Source organism: Rhizobium cerradonense, from assembly GCF_030182455.1.
Classification (GTDB): Bacteria; Pseudomonadota; Alphaproteobacteria; order Rhizobiales; family Rhizobiaceae; genus Rhizobium.
Genome location: NZ_JAQJCK010000003.1, coordinates 1 through 19,589, shown reverse-complemented (window position 1 = coordinate 19,589; position 19,589 = coordinate 1). Strand labels below are relative to the sequence as shown.

The 19,589-nt window shown below is 59.6% G+C and carries 13 protein-coding genes and 1 pseudogene; 5 read left to right on the top strand and 9 right to left on the bottom strand.

What is annotated here, in order from left to right:
- Positions 1-163 precede the first annotated feature (163 nt).
- Positions 164-2,668, bottom strand: a complete 2,505-nt coding sequence (locus PH547_RS07625; protein ID WP_260303385.1) for a DUF1217 domain-containing protein — start codon at positions 2,666-2,668, stop codon at positions 164-166.
- A gap of 319 nt (positions 2,669-2,987) precedes the next feature.
- On the opposite strand from PH547_RS07625, the gene PH547_RS07620 reads away from it, so the two are divergent.
- On the top strand, positions 2,988-3,554 hold the full coding sequence (locus PH547_RS07620; RefSeq protein WP_283049417.1) for a DUF6101 family protein: 567 nt from the start codon (positions 2,988-2,990) through the stop codon (positions 3,552-3,554).
- Between the two features lie 69 nt (positions 3,555-3,623).
- Here PH547_RS07620 and PH547_RS07615 read toward each other — a convergent pair whose 3' ends face one another.
- The 3 genes from PH547_RS07615 to PH547_RS07605 form a co-directional block, all read right to left on the bottom strand.
- Entirely contained in the window at positions 3,624-4,079 is a 456-nt protein-coding gene (locus tag PH547_RS07615; RefSeq protein ID WP_283049415.1) for a GNAT family N-acetyltransferase, read from the bottom strand.
- Between the two features lie 40 nt (positions 4,080-4,119).
- On the bottom strand, positions 4,120-5,082 hold the full coding sequence (gene ubiA / locus PH547_RS07610) for a 4-hydroxybenzoate octaprenyltransferase (RefSeq protein WP_283049413.1): 963 nt from the start codon (positions 5,080-5,082) through the stop codon (positions 4,120-4,122).
- Positions 5,083-5,144: 62 nt separating this feature from the next.
- The gene (locus PH547_RS07605; protein WP_457898457.1) at positions 5,145-5,954 is read right to left on the bottom strand and encodes a MipA/OmpV family protein; all 810 of its coding nucleotides are present in this window, start codon (positions 5,952-5,954) and stop codon (positions 5,145-5,147) included.
- 260 nt (positions 5,955-6,214) lie between these two features.
- Here PH547_RS07605 and PH547_RS07600 point away from each other — a divergent pair, with 260 nt between their 5' ends.
- Complete coding sequence (locus PH547_RS07600; RefSeq protein WP_285167913.1) at positions 6,215-6,646, top strand: hypothetical protein; 432 nt, start codon at positions 6,215-6,217, stop codon at positions 6,644-6,646.
- Between the two features lie 92 nt (positions 6,647-6,738).
- Here PH547_RS07600 and PH547_RS07595 read toward each other — a convergent pair whose 3' ends face one another.
- Both PH547_RS07595 and PH547_RS07590 read right to left on the bottom strand, forming a co-directional pair.
- Positions 6,739-7,998 carry a cyclopropane fatty acid synthase gene (locus tag PH547_RS07595; protein WP_104822185.1) on the bottom strand — a complete coding sequence of 420 codons (1,260 nt, stop codon included), beginning with the start codon at positions 7,996-7,998 and terminating at the stop codon, positions 6,739-6,741.
- 291 nt (positions 7,999-8,289) lie between these two features.
- Positions 8,290-10,453: pseudogene (locus PH547_RS07590) on the bottom strand (Tex family protein); the annotation flags it as partial.
- Positions 10,454-10,702: 249 nt separating this feature from the next.
- On the opposite strand from PH547_RS07590, the gene purD reads away from it, so the two are divergent.
- From purD to PH547_RS07575, 3 genes are all read left to right on the top strand, one after another.
- Positions 10,703-11,974, top strand: coding sequence for a phosphoribosylamine--glycine ligase (purD, locus tag PH547_RS07585; protein ID WP_285167907.1), 1,272 nt, complete (start codon positions 10,703-10,705; stop codon positions 11,972-11,974).
- 121 nt (positions 11,975-12,095) lie between these two features.
- Positions 12,096-12,524 (top strand): plant virulence effector HPE1-like domain-containing protein, encoded by a 429-nt coding sequence (locus PH547_RS07580; RefSeq protein ID WP_283049403.1) that lies wholly within the window; start codon positions 12,096-12,098, stop codon positions 12,522-12,524.
- A 394-nt stretch (positions 12,525-12,918) separates the two neighbouring features.
- Positions 12,919-14,736 carry a methyl-accepting chemotaxis protein gene (locus PH547_RS07575; protein WP_285167905.1) on the top strand — a complete coding sequence of 606 codons (1,818 nt, stop codon included), beginning with the start codon at positions 12,919-12,921 and terminating at the stop codon, positions 14,734-14,736.
- Between the two features lie 72 nt (positions 14,737-14,808).
- On the opposite strand, the gene PH547_RS07570 is transcribed toward PH547_RS07575, so the two are convergent.
- The 3 genes from PH547_RS07570 to PH547_RS33830 all read right to left on the bottom strand — a co-directional run bounded on the left by PH547_RS07570 (position 14,809) and on the right by PH547_RS33830 (position 19,319).
- A complete protein-coding gene (locus PH547_RS07570; protein ID WP_285167904.1) occupies positions 14,809-15,303 on the bottom strand; it encodes a 2-thiouracil desulfurase family protein in 495 nt (164 codons plus the stop codon).
- 14 nt (positions 15,304-15,317) lie between these two features.
- Positions 15,318-17,432 carry a glycine--tRNA ligase subunit beta gene (gene glyS, locus PH547_RS07565; protein ID WP_285167903.1) on the bottom strand — a complete coding sequence of 705 codons (2,115 nt, stop codon included), beginning with the start codon at positions 17,430-17,432 and terminating at the stop codon, positions 15,318-15,320.
- A gap of 84 nt (positions 17,433-17,516) precedes the next feature.
- Positions 17,517-19,319, bottom strand: a complete 1,803-nt coding sequence (locus tag PH547_RS33830) for a DUF2207 domain-containing protein (protein ID WP_104822178.1) — start codon at positions 19,317-19,319, stop codon at positions 17,517-17,519.
- Positions 19,320-19,589 lie beyond the last annotated feature (270 nt).

The following is a 19,589-nucleotide window of genomic DNA, read 5'->3' as shown; positions in this document are numbered from 1 at the left end:
GGCAAGGACGGTTAATAAGTTCCTTCTTATCGGCCTCGAACGCACTTATTCCGCGTCTCCAGAACCCGAGGGCGACCCATACCGGCACGGCTGCAACAGGTATGCCGACGGCTTTCGCGCCGCACATCGAAGCGGCGCGAGGCATCAATTTTGGCGCTGTTCGTTATTTATTGGAAAGCTGGGCGATCGAAAGCAGCGTATCGGCACTGATGCCGACGCTCGAGGAACCCGACAGAATCGATAGGGCGGGCGATGTCGACGAAGTGGTGTTGTTCTCGATATCGTACATGGCGGAGAACCGCTGCAGAAGCTTGTTGACCTTGTCCGGGTCCTGCAGGTCGGTGACATCAAGATAGCTGCCCAACACCTTGGCCTGCTGATCGACATCCATCGAGGAGATCGAGCTCGGCAGGTTAAAGGTCGTCGTCATGACCGAATAGAGCGCGCTATCGCCCATGATGTCGTAGATGGAATGGATGTCGGGCGCCTTACGCTGGAAATAAAGCGCCAGGCGAACACCAGGATTGGTCTCTCCCTGTTGATCCTCGAGGGTCTGATGCAGGAAGAGGTCGTTCGTCTGAGAGATCGCGCCTTGGTTTTGCGCCGTACCCTGTTTCGCGTCCGTCAGGTTTCCATCCGTGTCGAAGTTGAACGCCTCGACAATGCTCTTGAACTGAGCGCCATCATCCGTGTTGACGAAGCTCTTGGAGTCAGTCGTATCGGAGGCGAAGGCCTTCTTCAGCGTGGCGGTGGTGACCTTCTTCGGGTCGATGCCATTGGCAGTCAGGATGAAATCGGTAAGCTTGCTGTCAGCGAGAAGGTCACTGACACTGGTGATCTTAACGATATTGGTCGCGAAATAGGTAGCGGCATCCTTGGCGTCGCTGGTGGCCTTCGTGAGCTGAGCGCCCGTCAGTCCGGCCCGCTTGTCGCTGGAATATTCGGAAATGTAATTATTAATCTGCGTCTCCGACAGAGCCTGGACCGGCTGCTTCAGCTTGCCATCGCTGCCGAAGTTGAAGGCCTTGGCGAGATCGGTGAAACGCGTGTCCTTGAGCGAGTTGACATAGCTCTTCGAATCATAGGGATCGCTTTCAAGAACCTTCTTCATCTGCGTCTTCGACATCTCGTCCGAGCTGATGCCGTAAGCGCGCAGCGCCATTTGGTAGAGCTCGGGAAGATCGTCATTGGAATCGTCGCTGTCGGCGGTCGCATTGGTGGCGAAGAAGTCGTCAATATCCTTCACGCTGGCGATGCGGGTCTTGTAATTGTTGACCGCATCCGTGGTGAGCGACGTCTGCGACGTCGCGTAATTACTCATATAGCCGGTCGATGCCGCATTGATCTCGGCCTGAGACTGCGCCACGTCGCCGGACGCCAGCGTACCATCCGACTGAAAGTTGAACGCCGCAACAACGTCGGTGAGGCCAAAAATGGAGGCCGTCTTGGAGTCGGCGAACGCGTTTTTGAATACGATAGCGGGGGTGCTCGCATCGATCCCGTAGGCTGTCTTGACGTAATCGAAAAGCCGGGTGTCTGAGGTCAGTTCATCGACCGAAGTGATGGAACCGATGTGATCCTTGTAATAAAGATCGTTATCGGTAGCGCCGACCTCGGTCGTGTATGAGGGAACGGTGGAATTGTAGGCGCTCATGACCTCGGCCGTCTGGCCGAGCGTCTGCGGACCGCCCGGATAGTTGGTTGCGTAGGCGGCCGTCGTCGTGCTGAGCTGAGTGGAGGACTGCGCTTGCGAACCGCTGGCAACCGTGCCGTCGGCCTGGAAATTGAACTGCGCCATCACATCGGTGAGCCCGTTCGTCTTGGCAACACCCGCATCCTCGGCCGAGGCATTGAATTGGTCAGCGGTGATGTAGGTTGGGATGTCGAAAGCGATTTTGACATAGTCGAACAGCTTGGGATTGGAGGTAAGCTGGTCGACGGAGGTGATCGAGCTGATCTGGTTCTGATAGTAGGTCGTATCGGCGTCCGCCGTCGACGTCTTCACGCTTCCGTCGGAATTGAAATTGAATTCCGCGACGAGCGCCTTGTCGGCAGCGCTGCCGTTCTGATTCACAAAGCTGGTCGAATCGCTGACATCACTCGTCAGCATCTTTTTCAGAGTTGAATTCGACACGTAGGTCGGATCGATCCCGTAGGCCTGCAGCACGTAATTGCGCAAGCGCGTATTGCTAAGGAGATCGTCGACGGTTTTAACGCTGCTAATGTTCTGGCTGTAATAATTGGTTTCAGTCTCGGCGTTGGTTTCCTCAGTCGTAAAGGACTGCTGATAAAGACCGACCAGATCGCCTTCCTGTTCACTGGTTTGCGCCGTCGTATCGCTGCTCGTGCCGAAATTGAACGCGGCGGCGAATTCCTTGTAGCGCGAATCCGTCAGCTTGTTCGCGAAACTAGTGGAGTCGCTGAGGTCGCTGGTCAGCACCTGTTTCATAAAGGCCTTGGCATAGGTCATGTCCGAAAGGCCGTAAGCTTCCATAGCGTAGCTATAGAGCTGATAGTCGTTCATGAAATCGTCGACGCTGGTGACTTTGCCAATATTGGCATTGTAATAGTCGATCGCACGCTTGTTCTGCGTCTGCGATGCCACCTGATTGAGGGTCGTCGCCATGCTTCGGGTCGCGATCGAATAGCCAAGATAGGTGGATATCATCAGCGGGCGTCCAATAAATCTCTAATATATAGCGGCGAATCTATCGGCATTCTCGCAGATAAACCTTACCTGAGACTTACAATACTTCGGCCGCCGCGTGCACCAAATCGGCACGACCGGTTGCGCGCTCCCATTCACGTTATGGAAACCCTGATGCATTCGACTTTGCTAACCATTTGAGGACGCAAAGTTTTCTTAACCGCGATTTTTAAGCTGTCTGGAAGGGGGGCCGCCTAATCTGCACCCAACGAGAGGACATGACGTTCTCCGTAAGAAGACCGGAAAACCGGCTCTCAGGTAAAGCAAGGGTAGAGATTAGATGACAAATACCGTCCTGAAGCCCGATTGGGCTGGAACCACACTGCGGCTGGATCCGACGCGCTTTCCGCAACAGGTCAGCTATGCCATGCGGGGTGCCGCGGGTGATGTCACCATCACGATCGACGAACGCGGCGCGGTGCTGCGCAAGATCTTGCCGTCCAGTGGCCTGCCGCTGTCGGTCGCATTGCCGAAGCGTGCCTTCAAGGGCGTTGCCGCCCGCGCCATCGACCATGGCGACGGCGAAGTCACGGTGACGCTGGAATTGCATCATGAGGATCCCGATCTCTGCATCCCCCTCCTCGTCGCCCATGATTTGAGCGACATCGCCGCCGACTGGCGCTCCTGGTCGGAAGCCTTCCGCATTCCGATGATGATGATCGAAGCCGACGGCGTCGCCCGTCCGCTGGAAGAGCATCTGGGCGGCGTCGCCACCCGCGACATCCAGCCCCGTCGCCGCCACTCCTATTTCGCCAATCGCCGCCCGCGCTTCCTCGTGCGCCGCTCGACCGGCAAGCTCGGCGTCAAGATGAAGATCGAAGGCCGCGAGATTATCGCGCGGCGCTGAGGCGCATTCGTTCGCTTACTAAATTCTCAAGAATCGGCCGCGGGAGAGGCAATCCCGCGGCCGAAATCTTTATGGCGTCAGTGAGCGCTCCATGATGATGGTTCGTTCGTCGCCGTAGAAACTGTCTGAGACACTGTTGAAGCCGAGCTTCTCGTAAAAGCCCTGTGCAGTGATGGACGACGGCACGGACAAGGTGGTGATGCCGCCTGTGATAGCCGCCTGTTCGATTTCAGCCATGAGGCGGGCGCCAATGCCGCGCCTTTGTGCGGAAGGAGCAACGAACACCGTGCGGACAACGGCGCCATCGAGGCTGGCAGTACCAACGATGCTTCCGCCATCGATCGCCACGAAGACCGTTCGGCTGCCCAACAGCTTGCGCACGGCAGCGGGACTGAAACTATCGGCAACGCGATCGATGATATCGGGAGAATAGTCCTTCGCATTGACCTCCCGAAGTGCTGCAAGGATCACGTCGCTGATTGCTTCAGCGTCTACCTTGGCAGCAGGGCGGATTTCACATGCCATGACGCGCCCTTGAGAACCGCATGTGGCAAACCCCCTCCCCTCACGGGACGAGGAACAAGAACGACAGAAAGAGGCCGGCAAAGACGATCAGGCCGACCCGATTGTTGGACTTGAACAGGGCAAGGCACTGCGCGCCATCGTTGATATCAAGCACGGCGATTTGATAGGCGAACATGCAGCCGGCGACGATCAGGCCGAGATAGGCAAGCCAGCCTGCTCCCGCCAAGGCGAAGGACACCAGCATCAGAAACAATGTCGCGCCATAAAGGCCGATCAGCCAGAGGCGGGTCTGATCACCGAAAAGCCGCGCGGTGGAGCGCACGCCGATCAGCTCGTCATCCTCCTTGTCCTGATGCGCGTAGATCGTGTCATAGCCGATCGTCCAGAGAATGGAGGCGGCATAGAGCACGATCGGGGCAAAGGACAGGCTGCCGAAGAGGCCGGCCCACCCCATGAGAGCGCCCCAGGAGAAGGCGAGGCCGAGGAAGAATTGCGGCCAATCGGTAAAACGCTTTGCAAAAGGATAAAGCGCGACGACGGCTAGCGACAGGATGCCGAGAACGACGGCGAACCAATTGAATTGCAGCAGCACCAGCAGGCCGACCAGAGCCTGCAGCGCAATGAACATCTTGGCCTGCCAGCGCGTCACCCGGCCGGACGGCAGCGGACGTGAGCGCGTGCGGGCCACTTCCATGTCGATCTCATGATCGACCAGATCATTATAGGTGCAACCGGCGCCGCGCATGGCGACGGCCCCGATGAAATAGAGGATGAGGTGGTAGATCAGCAGAAAGCCGGGCGAAGGCTGGCCCGCCGCAACAGCAGCATTAGCCGCCAACGCGGCCGACCAGAAGCAGGGCCACATCAGGAGCTGCCAGCCGATCGGCCTGTCCCAGCGCGCGAGCTGCGCATAGGGCCAAAGCGCCGCAGGCAGGATGCGATAAACCCAGTTGCCGGATGATGCGTCTGCGACGCGCCCGTTAATGTCGCCTGTCTTTTGCATAGACGACTAGTAGTGACATCTGGCGGGCGCGGTCAAGCGGCAGGGCTGACGCCCCGCTCTTTTCAGTTCAGCGTGAAATTGAACTTGTAGCTGGCGGAAACGCCGACCAGCAACTGGTTGCGGTCGCCGCGTTCTCGCACGAGGCTGCTATCGGCAGCCGGGCCGGTCAGGCGGGAATATTCGACGAAGGCGCTCGTGGTCCAGTTTTGGCTGGCCTTCCAGGTCAGCGCACCGCCAGCGCCGACGGACTTCACGCCGCCGCCCGGATTATAGCGGCTGAGGCCGGAGGCTGCGGACTGCTTGGCGTTAACGCCATAATAGGTGTCGAAATAATCAGGGGAAGCGAGCGTCATGCGCGGGCCGCCGGAGAGGCGCAGTTCCGGCGTGATGTCGGTGAACGCGTCAATGGCAGCGTCGGCGACGACACCGCTATGCGCGCGAATGCCCTGGCGGACTTCGACACGGGCGCGCAACCAGTCGGTCGGATAGGCTTCGACGAAGCCGCCCACTTCGGCGCCCCACTTGACCTTCTTCAGGCCCTTCAGCTCGTGACCGTCGCTGGAATCCCGGCTCGGCACGAATTTGCCTACGATACCGGCGCGGATGCCGTCATTGTCGATGAACGCGAAAGAGGGATTATCGTTGCGCGAGGAGAAACGCGGGCCTGGGCCTTGCTTGCCGACGGAGATCAACGGCGCCCATTGCAGCTTGTTGTGTTTGCTGCCTTCGAATTTCGGCGCGGTGAAACCGGCTGCACCGACGCTTAGATACCAATCACCCGACCAAAAGTGCTGACCGTCCCCGGCCGAAGCGGCGCCCGCAGAAACAGCGAGCAGGCCGAAGGTGAAAAACAAACGCGATTTCACAAACACAATCAACTCCATAATACGCAATACAAAGGGCCATACACGCCCTTAGAGTTGCCGCAAATTATCCCGATCGCGTTACCGCTCTCTTAACCAAATGCGACTGAATTCGGGGGATAAGGCGAAACTTAAAAAGGCAATTTCACCGGCTCCGAGCCTGCGCCGATGTGTCGCGGTGATTTAATTCCGGCACAGGTTACTCAATCATTGGTATTGCCTACGCCGCTATTGGGATTCCGATATCGGCAATTCAAAAAGAGAGCGGAATGAATACTATATCTTTGATTTCTCTCAGTGCATTTCTCGGTATCGGCTTGACGCTTTCAGGCTGTGTCGGCACGCCAATCGATGGCACCAAGCAGAACCAATATTCCCACAGAGCGATCTCCGGCAAAAAGACCGCGCTTGGCATGGTCGCGTCCGTGAAGCGGGATTGTACGTTCGACGCCTACCCCTATACGGGGATCATCAAGCAACCTAGCCACGGCAAGGTCACTTTCGAACACGGCCCGGTTCGGGTTAAATACGATAAGGACAGTGACGCCTATGTCTGCAGCGGCAAGCCGGTCGAAGGTACGACGGTATATTACACGTCCGATCCTGGCTTCACCGGCACGGATCAGTTCACCCTGCGCATGACCGTGTTGTATGCAAATAAAGTCAGCGACGAGAATCTGACCATTCAAGTGGTCAAATAACGGACACGCCGCCCTGTCCGGATGGGCCAAAATCAAAACGCCGAGCCATGGCAATCCACGGCTCGGCGCAACCTCAAAACAGCGGCGGATGTTTAGAACGTCACCTTTTCCAGCGGCGCACGGGTTGCCTCAAATAGCCTGAGCTTCGCTTCCCGCTCGGCAATGTAGTTGCGATTATCAGGAACAGCGAACTGGTTCTTGGCAATCTGGATCTGCATGATGAAGAGTTCATCCCAGCGGAAGCCCATTTCCGAGCCGGCCAGATAGAATTCCCACATGCGGAAGAACTTCTCGTCATAGAGCGCGACAGCCTCGGCCTTGCGCGCCACGAAGCGATTGCGCCAATGCCGCAGCGTATGGGCATAATGCATCGGCAGGATTTCGACATCCTTGACCAGCAACCCGGCCTTTTCCAGCGGTGCCACGGTCTCTCCGACGGATGGAATATAGCCGCCAGGGAAAATATACTTCTCGATGAAGGCGTTCGTTCCAAAACTCGGCTTCGGACGGGCGATGGAGTGCAGCACCATGACGCCGTTGTCGTCGAGCAATTCGTGGACCTTGCGGAAGAACTTGCCATAGTCGCCGATGCCGACATGCTCGAACATGCCGACCGAGACAATGCGGTCGAACTTCCTGCCGGTCATATAGCGATAGTCCTGAAGCTCAAAGCGCATGCGGTCGGACAGGCCGCGCTTGGCGGCGCGATCGCGCGAAACCTTGAGCTGCTCTTCGCTGAGCGTGATACCGGTGAAATCCAGGCCGGGATTGGCTTCGGCTAGATACATGCCCATGCCGCCCCAGCCGGAGCCAATCTCCAGAACGCGCTGCCCTGGCTCGACCAGCAGCTTGGCGGCGATATGGCGCTTCTTGGCCACTTGGGCTTCGTCCAGGCTGATGCCAGGCGGCACGAAATAGGCGCAGGAATATTGCCAGTCCTCATCGAGGAAGAGATCAAACAGCTTGGCCGACAAATCATAGTGATGCGCAACATTGTATCTGTTGCGATTGATCGGCGAGCGGCTTTTGATCTGCTGCCAGGCAATGCGACCGATCAAGAGCGCCGCCATGCGCAGATCAAAGATTTCGTTGGTCGTATTCTGCTTAACCAGCGAGAGGAATTCATAGATATCCCCTTGCTCCAGAATGAAGCGGCCTTCCATGTACATTTCGCCGAGCTTCAAGGTCGGATCGCGGGCAATCGCGTCCTCAGCCTGTTGGTCGGCGACGCGGACGGCAACCGTCTCGCCGGACCCATCCCCGATCATATGCGTCTCGCCGGATGCGAGCGTAAGTCTCAGGGAGCCTTTACGAACGATTTTTTTAACAATCGAGAAGAGTGCCGACGCCATGGACGCCTCGCCTATGATGACATGACATTAGCACTGACTTTAACGCGTCACATCAATGTGGCAAGCGCACCTTTTCGCACTCGTTGGCACTCCGGCAACAACTCTGCCAGAGTGTGACATTCTTGCACTGAGTCTCGCTAAGCCCTTATTTTCGCTTGAGTGCATCCGCCAGAGCGGCACCGAAGCTGCCGTGCTGCTCCGGCTTCGGGCCGCTATCACGCCTACCGCCAGCGTTGTGCCCCCCACTTTTTTCGCGCGATTGATGCTGAGGCGCCGCAGCCGCAGTGCTGCCATCCTTGCGCATGGAGAGGCCGATTCGTTTGCGCTTGACGTCTACCTCCACAACTTTCACTTTTACGACGTCGCCGGCCTTGACCACTTCATGTGGGTCCTTGACGAAACGGTCGGCGAGCTGCGAGACGTGGACAAGGCCATCCTGGTGGACACCGATATCGACAAAGGCGCCGAAGGCGGCGACGTTGGTTACTGTGCCCTCCAGCAGCATGCCGGGCTTGAGATCGCCGATCTCGTTGACCCCCTCGGCGAAGGTCGCCGTTTTGAAGCTGGGGCGCGGATCGCGGCCGGGCTTTTCCAGTTCCGCGATAATGTCGCGCACTGTCGGCAAACCGAATTTTTCGTCGATGAACTGGCGCGGATCGACCGCCTTCAGCGCAGCAGCATCACCCATCAGATTGCGCAGATCACGGCCGCATGCCGCCACGATCCGCTTCGCCACGCCATAGGCTTCCGGATGCACCGATGAGGCGTCGAGCGGCTCCTTGCCATCGGGAATGCGCAGGAATCCGGCGCATTGCTCGAAGGTGCGCTGGCCGAGACGGGCAACCTTCAGGAGATCGCGGCGGGTCTCGAAACGTCCCTCCCCGTCGCGATGCTTGACGATCGCGTCGGCAATGGACGGGCCTAGACCCGAGACGCGGGAGAGCAGCGGCGCGGAGGCGGTGTTGAGATCGACACCGACCGCGTTCACCGCATCTTCGACGACGGCATCGAGCGAGCGCGACAGCTTCTGCTGGTCGACATCGTGCTGATACTGGCCGACGCCGATCGATTTCGGCTCGATCTTCACGAGTTCCGCCAGCGGATCCTGAAGACGGCGGGCGATGGAGACAGCGCCGCGCAGCGATACGTCGAGACCGGGGAATTCCAGCGCCGCCGTTTCGGAAGCCGAATAGACGGAAGCGCCTGCCTCCGAAACAATCACCTTGGTCGGTTTCGGTGCCGGCAGATCCGCCAGCATGTCAGCCACCAGTTTCTCCGTCTCGCGGCTGCCAGTGCCGTTGCCGATTGCGATCAGCTCGACCTGGTGCTTGCGCACGAGCGCAGCCAACGTTGCCTGCGTGCCGCGCACATCGTTTTTTGGCGGGAAGGGATAGACCGTCGTCGTTTCCAGCAGCTTGCCCGTGCCGTCGACCACGGCAACCTTGACGCCGGTGCGGATGCCGGGATCGAGGCCCATGGTCGCACGCGATCCGGCCGGAGCCGCGAGCAAAAGATCCTTCAGATTGCGTGCGAAGACGTGGATGGCCTCCTCTTCGGCGCGTTCACGCAGCTCTCGCATCAGGTCGAGCGACAGCGACATGGAGAGCTTGACGCGCCAGGTCCAGCTTGCCACCTCCATCAGCCAGCGGTCGCCGGGCTTGCTCGTGCCGATCTCGTAAGCCGTCGCGATCATCCGCTCTACCGGCTTGTTCGGCGAGACGGCCTCGACGTCGACCTCGATGGTCAGTGTCAGCATCTCCTCATTCCAGCCGCGCAGCATGGCAAGCGCGCGATGGCCGGGAGCGGTTGCCCAACGTTCCTGATGATCGAAATAATCGGCGAATTTCGCACCCGCCTCCTGCTTGCCGTCAACGACCCTCGCTTTCAGCAATGCATTCGTTTTCATATAGGTGCGCAGCTTGCCGAGCAGATCGGCATTTTCGGCAATGCCTTCGGCGATGATGTCGCGCGCCCCTTCGAGTGCCGTCTTCACGTCGGGTACGTCAGCGGTGATGAAACCCTCGGCAAGGGAAGCCGGCTCCCTGGAGCGATCGGCAACAATGGTATCGGCAAGCGGGCCAAGGCCGCGCTCCCTGGCGATTTCGGCACGGGTGCGGCGCTTCGGCTTATAGGGTAGATAAAGATCTTCCAGCTCAGCCTTGGTGGCGACCACGGCGATCTTGCGCATCAGCTCGTCGGTCATCTTGCCCTGACCGGTAATCGACTCGACGATAGCCGCCCGGCGGGCTTCCAGCTCGCGCAGATAGACGAGGCGCTCCGCCAGCGTACGCAACTGACCGTCATCAAGACCGCCGGTCACCTCCTTGCGATAGCGAGCAATAAAGGGCACCGTGGCGCCTTCGTCGAGAAGCTCGATCGCGGCCTTGGCCTGATCCGCACGCGAATTGATTTCAGTGGCGATGGTTGCGGCAAGGGAGCGGATGTCGGCGGCCATAGGATTCTCTGAACTGAACAAGGGTGAGGAGACCATAAGCATGATCCCAAAAAGTACGAAGCGGTTTTCGGATCAGATAGTGCCGATCCAAGCAACGAAAGCGGACCGACGATTCGAAAACCGACGTCTCGCATTAGCGACATAAAAAGGCGTTGCAATGTTGTAGCCTGCGCCTCCACAGGATTTGCCGCTTGACCTTTGGTCCAGCGGCCCTTAACCGCGCAAATGGACGCAAGAAAAGGGCAAGCCATGAAAGTTCTGTTGATCGGATCGGGCGGACGCGAGCATGCGCTCGCCTGGAAACTGGCGCAATCGCCGCTGATGACGGAATTCTACGCCGCGCCGGGCAATCCCGGCATTGCCGACCATGCCACACTTGCCGCCATCGATATCGAAGACCATGGTGCGATCGTCGCCTTCTGTAAGGAAAAAGCCATCGACTTCGTCGTCGTCGGCCCGGAAGCGCCGCTGGTTGCCGGGCTTGCCGACCGCTTGCACGCAGAAGGCATCGCCGTGTTCGGTCCATCCGCCGCAGCCGCGCAGTTGGAAGGCTCCAAGGGGTTCACCAAGGATATCTGCGCCCGCTACGATATCCCGACCGGCGCCTACCAGCGTTTCAACAATGCGCCAAAGGCGAAAGCCTATATTCGCGCACAGGGCGCGCCGATCGTCGTCAAGGCCGATGGGCTTGCCGCCGGCAAGGGTGTCACCGTTGCCATGACGGTCGAGGAAGCGCTCGCCGCGATTGACGACTGCTTCGAAGGCGCATTCGGCGCGGCCGGAGCCGAGGTCGTGATCGAAGCCTATCTCGACGGCGAGGAGGCGAGCTTCTTCTGCCTTTGCGACGGCAAGCATGCGCTGGCTCTTGCTACCGCCCAGGACCACAAGCGCGTCGGCGACGGCGATACCGGCCCGAATACCGGCGGCATGGGCGCCTATTCCCCCGCTCCGGTCATGACATCGGAAATGGTCGAGCGCACGATGAAGGAAATCATCGAACCGACGATCCGCGGCATGGCGGAAAGCGGCCATCCCTTCTCCGGCGTCTTCTTCGCCGGGCTGATGATTACCGCCAAGGGGCCGGAATTGATCGAATACAACGTTCGCTTCGGCGATCCGGAGTGTCAGGTGCTGATGATGCGGCTGAAGAGCGATCTGCTGCCGCTGCTTCTCGCCTGCGCCAACGGCACGCTGGATCAGGTCAGCGCCGAGTGGAGCGACGATGTGGCGCTGACCGTTGTCATGGCCTCGAAAGGCTATCCCGGCTCCTACGCGAAAAATACGCCGATAGCTGCCCTGCCCGCCGACAGCGAAGGCGCCAAGGTGTTCCATGCCGGCACAGCGCTGAAGGATGGCGCGCTGGTCGCGACCGGCGGTCGGGTGCTGAACATCACAGCGACCGGCAACTCCGTCAGCGACGCGCAAAAGCGCGCCTATGCCCTTGCTGGCGAGGTGCAATGGGAGAATGGTTTTAACCGCAGCGACATTGGCTGGCGCGCGATCGAACGCGAAAATATTTGAGGCGAAAACCGCCAGCCTGTGCCGATTTCTGCGGTTCCGCTAAACTTTTATCGAATCTCCTGACAGGATGGAAACAAAGGGACGCTAATCTCTCCAACATGTAAGACGGAGTGGTTTTGTTATGCGTCCCTTTTTCCTGACTTTGGCATGTGTGCTGGCCGCCGGCTCGGCCATGGCTTCGTCGATCCAGCCCATCGACAGCAAGACGGAAACCGGTGGCGATAGCATCATCGACAGGGTCTGCACAGATTGCCCGGCGATCAAGCCGCCAATGGTCAAGAAGGACTACGTGGTGCCGGACCTGGCGCCGGGCACGCAGTCCGTCGTCGTGCGCGACATCGATGGCCAGAGGAAGGTGGTGCGCACCGAGGCCTGGATGGGCGGCTCACCGGTCGTCTTCATTTCGAAACCGACGCCCGAGGCGCTGGCGGCCGCCAATGTTCCGATCGACGGCATCGACCTCACCGCAAAAACCGCTGCTTTGCCCCAATCCGCCAAAGCGAAGACACCCCCGCCACTCGATCTCTCCGGCTTTGAACTTCGCCAGTAACAATAGCTGTTCGACCCCGTTCCCTGCCCCGCCCCGGCCAAAGTTTCGGTCGACGGGGTCTGCCGCAAGGCGGACCAATGCGCCCCTGAAGAGAAGCAGGGGCGCATTTGTTTTGCATAGCAAACTACAGAATTTTTCCCGTCCGCTCCGGATAGTCTTGAAAGCGAGCCTAGTATTATTTATTGCGAGGCAACAAAGTTTACCTCGAGAGTTTTTTAATTTCCGATCACGCTGTTTTGATTAAATCTTTATTAGATATAAAGCGCCACTTTGCTTGCACCGGACAGCAGCATGTCATTTCGAGCAGCGGCAAGCGTATTGGGGTTTCTCCCAGGCGATCGCACAGGCGGTAGGATACCGCGCCGGTATTCATCCTACCCTGTTGCGAGGCATTATGAAGAATCTCAAGATCGCCCATCAACTCTTCGCCCTTCTGGGCGTGCTTATGGCAGCTTTTGCCGTGGCGACCTATTTCGAGATCCGGTCGCAGGCGGACTCGATCTATGACGACCGTTTCGATATGCTCCGCACGCAGGTCGAGTCCGGCATTTCGGTTCTGAATCAATATTATCAGCGCGAAAAATCCGGTGAGATGACACATGAGGCCGCCCAGGCCGAAGCCTTCAAGCTCCTCTCGCATGTCAGCTTCCAACCGGCGGGCTATCTCTTCGGCTTCGACTACAGCGCCACTATGCGCTTTCATCCCAACCCAGCCAATGTCGGCAAGGATATGTCCGGCCAGGTCGACAAGAACGGCACGCATTTCAGCAAGGAAATGGTCGAAAAGGGCATCAAGGGCGGCGGCCGCACCGTTTATTACTGGGTCAAGCCCGGTCATCCTGACAGCGAGCTTTTCCTGAAGGGCAGCTATTCCGCCGCCTTTGCACCATGGCAGATCGTTCTCGGCTGCGGCGTCTATATGGACGACCTCGAAGGCCAGATCCACGCGGCAATGTGGCGCGCGCTGCTGATCTGCGGCATCGTCTTTCTCGTCGGCATTGGTGCCGCATTCTACTTCATTCGCGGCATCACCAAGCCATTGGCCGATGTCCATACCGCTCTCAAGGCCGTGGCTGATGATGACGTGACGATAGTCATTCCTCACGCCGAGATGCGCAACGAAATCGGCCTGATGGCGCAGGCGACCCGGTCGCTGCAGGAGAAGGTCCGCGAACGTCACGCCCTGGCGGATCGTCAAGCCGCGCAGGAGCTGGAAATCAGCAGTGAGCGCGAACAGAACCTTCGCCAGCAGCAAGACGAAGCGCATGAGCAGGCGCGTGTCGTCTCCATCATCGGCCGAGCGCTCGAAGACCTCGCCCAGGGCGATCTGACCGTGCGCTGCGGCGATATCGGCATCGGCTATGCCGGCCTGCGCAACAACTTCAACGAGGCGCTGTCACATCTGGAAGCCGCCATGGGTCGCGTCAATGCCAAGGGCAACGACATCGGCGTCAGCAAGGAAGAGATCCGCCGCGCCTCCAACGAGCTTTCGCAGCGCACCGAACGCCAGGCCGCCAGCCTGGAGGAAACCTCGGCGGCGCTTGACGAGCTCACCGTCGCGGTGCGACAGACCGCCGAGGGCGCACACGAGGCCAGCAAGCGCGTGCATGCCGTCTCGACTGAGGCATCGCGCAGCGACGCCGTCGTCGCACAGGCGATCGATGCCATGAGCGGTATCGAGAAATCATCCGAAGAGATCAGCAAGATCATCGGCGTCATCGACGAGATCGCCTTCCAGACCAACCTTCTGGCGCTGAATGCCGGCGTCGAGGCGGCGCGTGCCGGCGAATCCGGCAAGGGCTTTGCCGTCGTCGCCCAGGAAGTGCGCGAACTGGCGCAGCGCTCCGCCGCTGCCGCCAAGGAGATCAAGGACCAGATCGCCCGCTCCTCGGGCCAGGTCGACCAGGGTGTCCGCCTCGTCGGCGAGGCCGGTGAAGCGCTGAAGCGCATCTCCGACCAGATCAAGGCGGCCAACGAGATCGTCTCGAAGATCGCCCATAGCGCCTCCGAGCAGGATACGACGCTGCGCTCGATCTCGTCTTCGATGAACCAGCTCGACGCCGCCACACAGCAGAACGCCGCCATGGCGGAAGAAACGACGGCATCGGCCGAAACGCTCGCCGCCGACACCGAGGATCTGCTCGGCCTCATCCGCGGCTTCCGCGTCAACGACGGCCGGCCGCTGGCACAACAAAACCGCCGCGCCGCTTAAACTATAACGTAACAGCATCATGAACCGCCGGGCACAAACCCGGCGGTTTTTCTTATGGGGATGTCGAAGGCTTCAGTCGGCCGCAGCAAGCCGCTCGATCAGACGGTCAATCTCACCGCCGGAATAAACCTCGATACCGGCTTGCTTCAGTAGCGCAGCCGTAACGCCATTGCCCGCATGCCGGCCGCCGGAGAAGGTGCCATCATAGATGAAGCCTGAGCCGCAGGACGGGCTTCCGTCGATCAGGAGAGCGTAGCGGCAGCCGGTTTCTTGTGCGAGCGCCAGAGCATTTTCGGCCGCCTGACGAAATTCCGCCGTGACATCGCCGCCGGTGATCTCCATCACGCGTGCAGCGCCGGCAAGCACATCCTCGCCGGTCGCACCATCGGCAATTTCGGCCGGCGGTCGCGGCACGACCATGCCGGCGGACATTTCCGGACAGATCGTCACCAGCCGCCCCTCCTCACGCCAACGCTCGATGGCCGGATGGATGAGCGGCTTGGAACGGCCGTCGTAACGGACGGCATGGCCCATGAGGCAGGCGCTGACGAGGATCTTTCCGGTCATCGCGCCTCCATGCTTTATCCCGCGATCTTCGAGAAGTCGGCCACCGTTCCCGTCGCTTCACGGATCAGGCGCAGCAGCGCCAGGCGATTGGCGCGGATGGCAGCGTCTTCGTCGTTGACGAATACCTCCACGGCGAAGCGGTCGACAGGCGCGCGCAGCTTGGAAAGTGCTGCCATGGCCGAGCGGAAATCCTCCTTGGCGATCGCATCGGAGGCTTCGGCAGAGGCTGCAGTGATGGCGACAAAAAGGGCCTTTTCAGCATCGAGCTTCAGCAGGTTTTCGGAAACGCCGTCAGCTATGACGGTGCCCTTCTTCTCCTCGGCGGCAAGAAACTGGGTGGCGCGCTTGGTGCCGGCGAGCAGGTTCTTGCCGTCTTCCGAGGTGATGAAAGCGGTCAGCGCCTCGACACGGCGGGCGACCATCAGGAGGTCGTCGGCTTCCGGCGTCAGCACGGAGTCGATAAGGTCGTAGCGGGCGCCCTGATCGCGGAGATAGACCTTCAGGCGATCGTGGAAGAAGGCGAGAAGATCGATGTCTTTTGTCGTCGCGAGCAGCGGCAGCCGAACCTTGCGCTCCAGAAGAATTCTCACCACGCCCAAAGCCGCGCGGCGCAGCGCGAAAGGGTCCTTAGAGCCTGTGGGCTTCTCATCGATCGCCCAGAAGCCGATTAGCGTGTCCAGCTTGTCGGCCAGCGCGACCGTGATCGCCACCTTGTCCTCCGGCACGCGGTCTGACGGGCCTTGCGGCTTGTAGTGATCTTCGATCGCAGCGGCGACGGAAGGATCTTCGCCCTGCAGCACCGCATATTTGCGGCCCATGAGGCCCTGAAGCTCCGGGAATTCGCCGACGGCTTCGGTGCGTAGGTCAGCCTTGGCGAGGACTGTGGCGCGGTCGACCTTTGCCGGATCGGCGCCGGTGATTTTGGCGAGTTCAGCGGCCAGCGCGCGGATGCGGGCGACGCGCTCGCCCTGGCTGCCGAGTTTGGCGTGGAAGGTGACGTTCAGCGCATCGAGCTTTGCCATGCGCTGATCGAGCGGCTTCTTCAGGTCGAGGCCGAATTTTTGGGCAGAGGCTTCCAGCGTTTCAAGGTCCGGCAAATCGCCCTGGTCGCGCTTCCAGAAATGCAGCGCATCGGAAAGACGGGCGCGCACGACCTTGCCGTTGCCGTGAATGATCTCCTTGCCGCCATCCGTCGCCTGGATATTGGACACGAGAATGAAGCGGTTGGAGAGCGTCTCACCGGCCTGCGGACGAGTGACGAAGCATTTCTGATTGGTCTTGATCGTCAACCGGATGATTTCCGAGGGGATCGACAGGTAATCCTCTTCGAAGGAGCCCATCAGCACCTGCGGCCACTCCACCAGGCCAGAGACCTCTTCGAGCAAGCCCTCGTCCTCGACCAGTTCCAGGCCGTTGGCAAAGGCGACGTCGCGGGCATCGTGCAGGATGATGTCCTTGCGGCGCTCGGCGTCGAGAATGACCTTCGCCCTCTCCAGGCTCGCCACATAGTCATCGAAGCGCTTGACGATGATTGCCTGCGGCGCATGGAAACGGTGACCATAAGTCACGTTCGAAGCGACGATGCCGTCGATCTCGAAGGGAATGACGGCGGTCTCCTCGTGCTCAGTGCCGAACAAGCAGACGATCGACTGCAGCGGGCGCACCCAGCGCAGCGAGCCGGGCTTGGCCGACGCCTTGCCCCAGCGCATGGATTTCGGCCAGGGAAAATCCTTGATGATCCCAGGCATGACGTCGGCAATGATTTCCTCGGCGGCGCGGCCGGGCTTGGAAATGACCGCGACGTAGAAATCGCCCTTCTTCGGATCGCTCTGCACTTGCGCTTCCGACACGGAAGACAAGCCGGCGCCGCGCAAAAAGCCTTCGATCGCTTTTTCATTGGCGTCGGTGCGCGGACCCTTGCGCTCCTCGCGCACATCGGCGGAGCGTGCCGTCAAGCCGCGAATGTCGAGCGTCAGGCGCCGCGGTGTCCAATATTCGCGCGCACCCTCATAGGAAAGACCCGCTTCGACCAGCGCGTCGGTGACGAGCTTCTTCAGATCACCGGCAGCCTTGCGCTGCATACGGGCGGGAATTTCCTCGGAGCGGAGTTCGAGAAGGAGATCGGGCATGGGAGCTGTCTTTACGTTGAGGCAAAATGATCCGGGCGGACTTAGCAAGCCCGGCGGCAAAAGTCATCCCGCCAAACGGCGAAATTACCATCCGCCGCCGCCACCGCCGCCTCCGCCACCGCCGACAGCACCACCGCGCTGGTTCGGTGGATCATCGGAAGAATCGTTCCGGCTGGTCGACTCCGACGATTCGTTTCCAGAGAAGGCAGAAGCGGTGGCCGAAACCGGGGTTGGGGAACTGGTGGATGGGATGAATGCCGCGACGGCCGACGGCAGTGCGGCGACATCGCTCACCCAGCCCAACCCATGATGATGGTGATGGTGATAGTGTTCGTGTCGTCTGCACCATGATGGTTGGTAGGAAGATGCCCGCTCCAGCCCCGCCGAACCGCCGGCAGCCTTCGTGATCCACGTCTCGAACACCTGCGACCACTTCTTTTCCACGCCGAGGGCAACCGCATAAGGCAATAGCTCCTCAAAATGCTCCGGCGACGTGCGGATATCGTCCTGCACCACCATGCGCCCTTCATCGACCAGAGAAAGATACTGCCGCAAACGCTCGATCTTCCCGATCGCCCTGGCACCGAGCTTCGTCCATGTTTCGATGAAGGGAGCAAAGACGAAATTGACACCGACTATGGCCATGATCAACCCGGCCAGCAGAATTCCTTCCGGGCGCACCGTCCCGGGCCGGTCGGACGCGATGGCGCCTACAAACACCAACGCGATAAAGCCGAACAGGACCACAAGGCACCAGATCGCGGAAAGGCGCGTCTGCCGACTGACGCCGCGCCGGCGGAGAAACGTGGTGAGTCCTCCGATCGTTAATGCAAACAGGCCAAATACTAGCGCCATTACAAAACCGCCGCTATCCCGGCCGCTCATCGAGACGACACCAAGCGCCGCTAGCGTCAATAGAAGGCTCCCTCCCCTATACGAAGCGTTGGACTTGAAGTATCGCCCCTCATGATCCCGCTCGATCACCTTTCGAAACGCCCAGGCGACGCGCTTTAATTCGGCGTCGTTTTTGCGATCGAACACCAGCGGATCACGCGGTCCGACAGCGTTCATTAGTACGAATTCGGAGTTATCAAGCGCTTCCGGCAACGGCTTTCCGGTGGAGTGCACCAAAAGCCTCTCGCCGAGATCATCGAGCTTTACGTAACCCTTGACGGCAAGGCCGAGAAGAGCGGCCGACATCGCCGCTCCCACGCCATTGGGGAAGCCCTTGTTGTCGATATAGTTTGCGACGGCAGGCGAAACATTCTCGGGCGGGTCCCAACCCGGCACGAGAACTCTAGGAGAAGATTTTCGCCCGGCGCGGCGCCAGGCCACGAGGTGATATACGACGAGGACAAGCAGGCCGAGCGCGGCAGCCGCAATCAGCGCCGGTGCATCGTCCGGCACCACAATAGAGCCTTTCGGCAGCATAACCGAGACCGTCAACCCCTCGCCTTTTGCCAGAGGACGGGTCGTGGAGAAGACAATCTTATCCGGCTGCTGAACTGCCGTTGCGTTCTTGCCGGTCGCATTGGCAACGCCGGTGAAATAGGCAAGCCTCTGTGGCTTCACGCCATCAGGTAGGATGATCGTTGCTGATGCCTGCAGTATAGGAAACTGCCAGCCATTGCCGGTAACGTTCCAATAAAGCTCATCATAATCATCGAAGAAGCGGAACTGCCGGTCCGTCTTATAGGTGACACGGAATGTGTGCTTGCCACGGTCGAGCAAGAAAGTCTTACCATCCTTGTCGGGACGTCCGATGTAGATACGCGTGCCGCCGTCGATCGTTTCCTGACGCCACTCCTCCGGCTGACCGTCGCGCTCGACGGATATCACGCTGAAATCGACTCGCCTTTTGCGTCCGGCGGCATCAACGAACTCCAGTGGAAAGTCACGAAAATGCCGCGCCGAATGGCTTTTCCCTCAGCGTTGGCGGTGATCGTCTCGACAACCTGCAACGCGCCGTTTCACGCGACAGTCATCGTCTGATCAAAACTGACAATTGTTTCGGCCGCTATAGCGGCGTGCCACCAACAGACCGACAGAAATGCAACGAGCAGGCTTCTGACCGAAAACGATATTCTCATGCCCCACCCCACAATGACGGCTCACCCCCGTGAAGCCGATTTTTAGATAACTACCATCCGCCACCAC

Excerpts from the sequence above, each read along its gene's own strand:
- ubiA (WP_283049413.1), bottom strand. The coding sequence starts at position 5,082 with ATGCAAAAGACAGGCGACATTAACGGGCGCGTCGCAGACGCATCATCC.
- glyS (WP_285167903.1), bottom strand. The coding sequence starts at position 17,432 with ATGCCCGATCTCCTTCTCGAACTCCGCTCCGAGGAAATTCCCGCCCGT.
- PH547_RS07600 (WP_285167913.1), top strand. The coding sequence starts at position 6,215 with ATGAATACTATATCTTTGATTTCTCTCAGTGCATTTCTCGGTATCGGC.
- PH547_RS07580 (WP_283049403.1), top strand. The coding sequence starts at position 12,096 with ATGCGTCCCTTTTTCCTGACTTTGGCATGTGTGCTGGCCGCCGGCTCG.
- PH547_RS07625 (WP_260303385.1), bottom strand. The coding sequence starts at position 2,668 with ATGATATCCACCTATCTTGGCTATTCGATCGCGACCCGAAGCATGGCG.
- PH547_RS07615 (WP_283049415.1), bottom strand. The coding sequence starts at position 4,079 with ATGGCATGTGAAATCCGCCCTGCTGCCAAGGTAGACGCTGAAGCAATC.
- PH547_RS07575 (WP_285167905.1), top strand. The coding sequence starts at position 12,919 with ATGAAGAATCTCAAGATCGCCCATCAACTCTTCGCCCTTCTGGGCGTG.
- PH547_RS07595 (WP_104822185.1), bottom strand. The coding sequence starts at position 7,998 with ATGGCGTCGGCACTCTTCTCGATTGTTAAAAAAATCGTTCGTAAAGGC.
- purD (WP_285167907.1), top strand. The coding sequence starts at position 10,703 with ATGAAAGTTCTGTTGATCGGATCGGGCGGACGCGAGCATGCGCTCGCC.
- PH547_RS07620 (WP_283049417.1), top strand. The coding sequence starts at position 2,988 with ATGACAAATACCGTCCTGAAGCCCGATTGGGCTGGAACCACACTGCGG.
- PH547_RS07570 (WP_285167904.1), bottom strand. The coding sequence starts at position 15,303 with ATGACCGGAAAGATCCTCGTCAGCGCCTGCCTCATGGGCCATGCCGTC.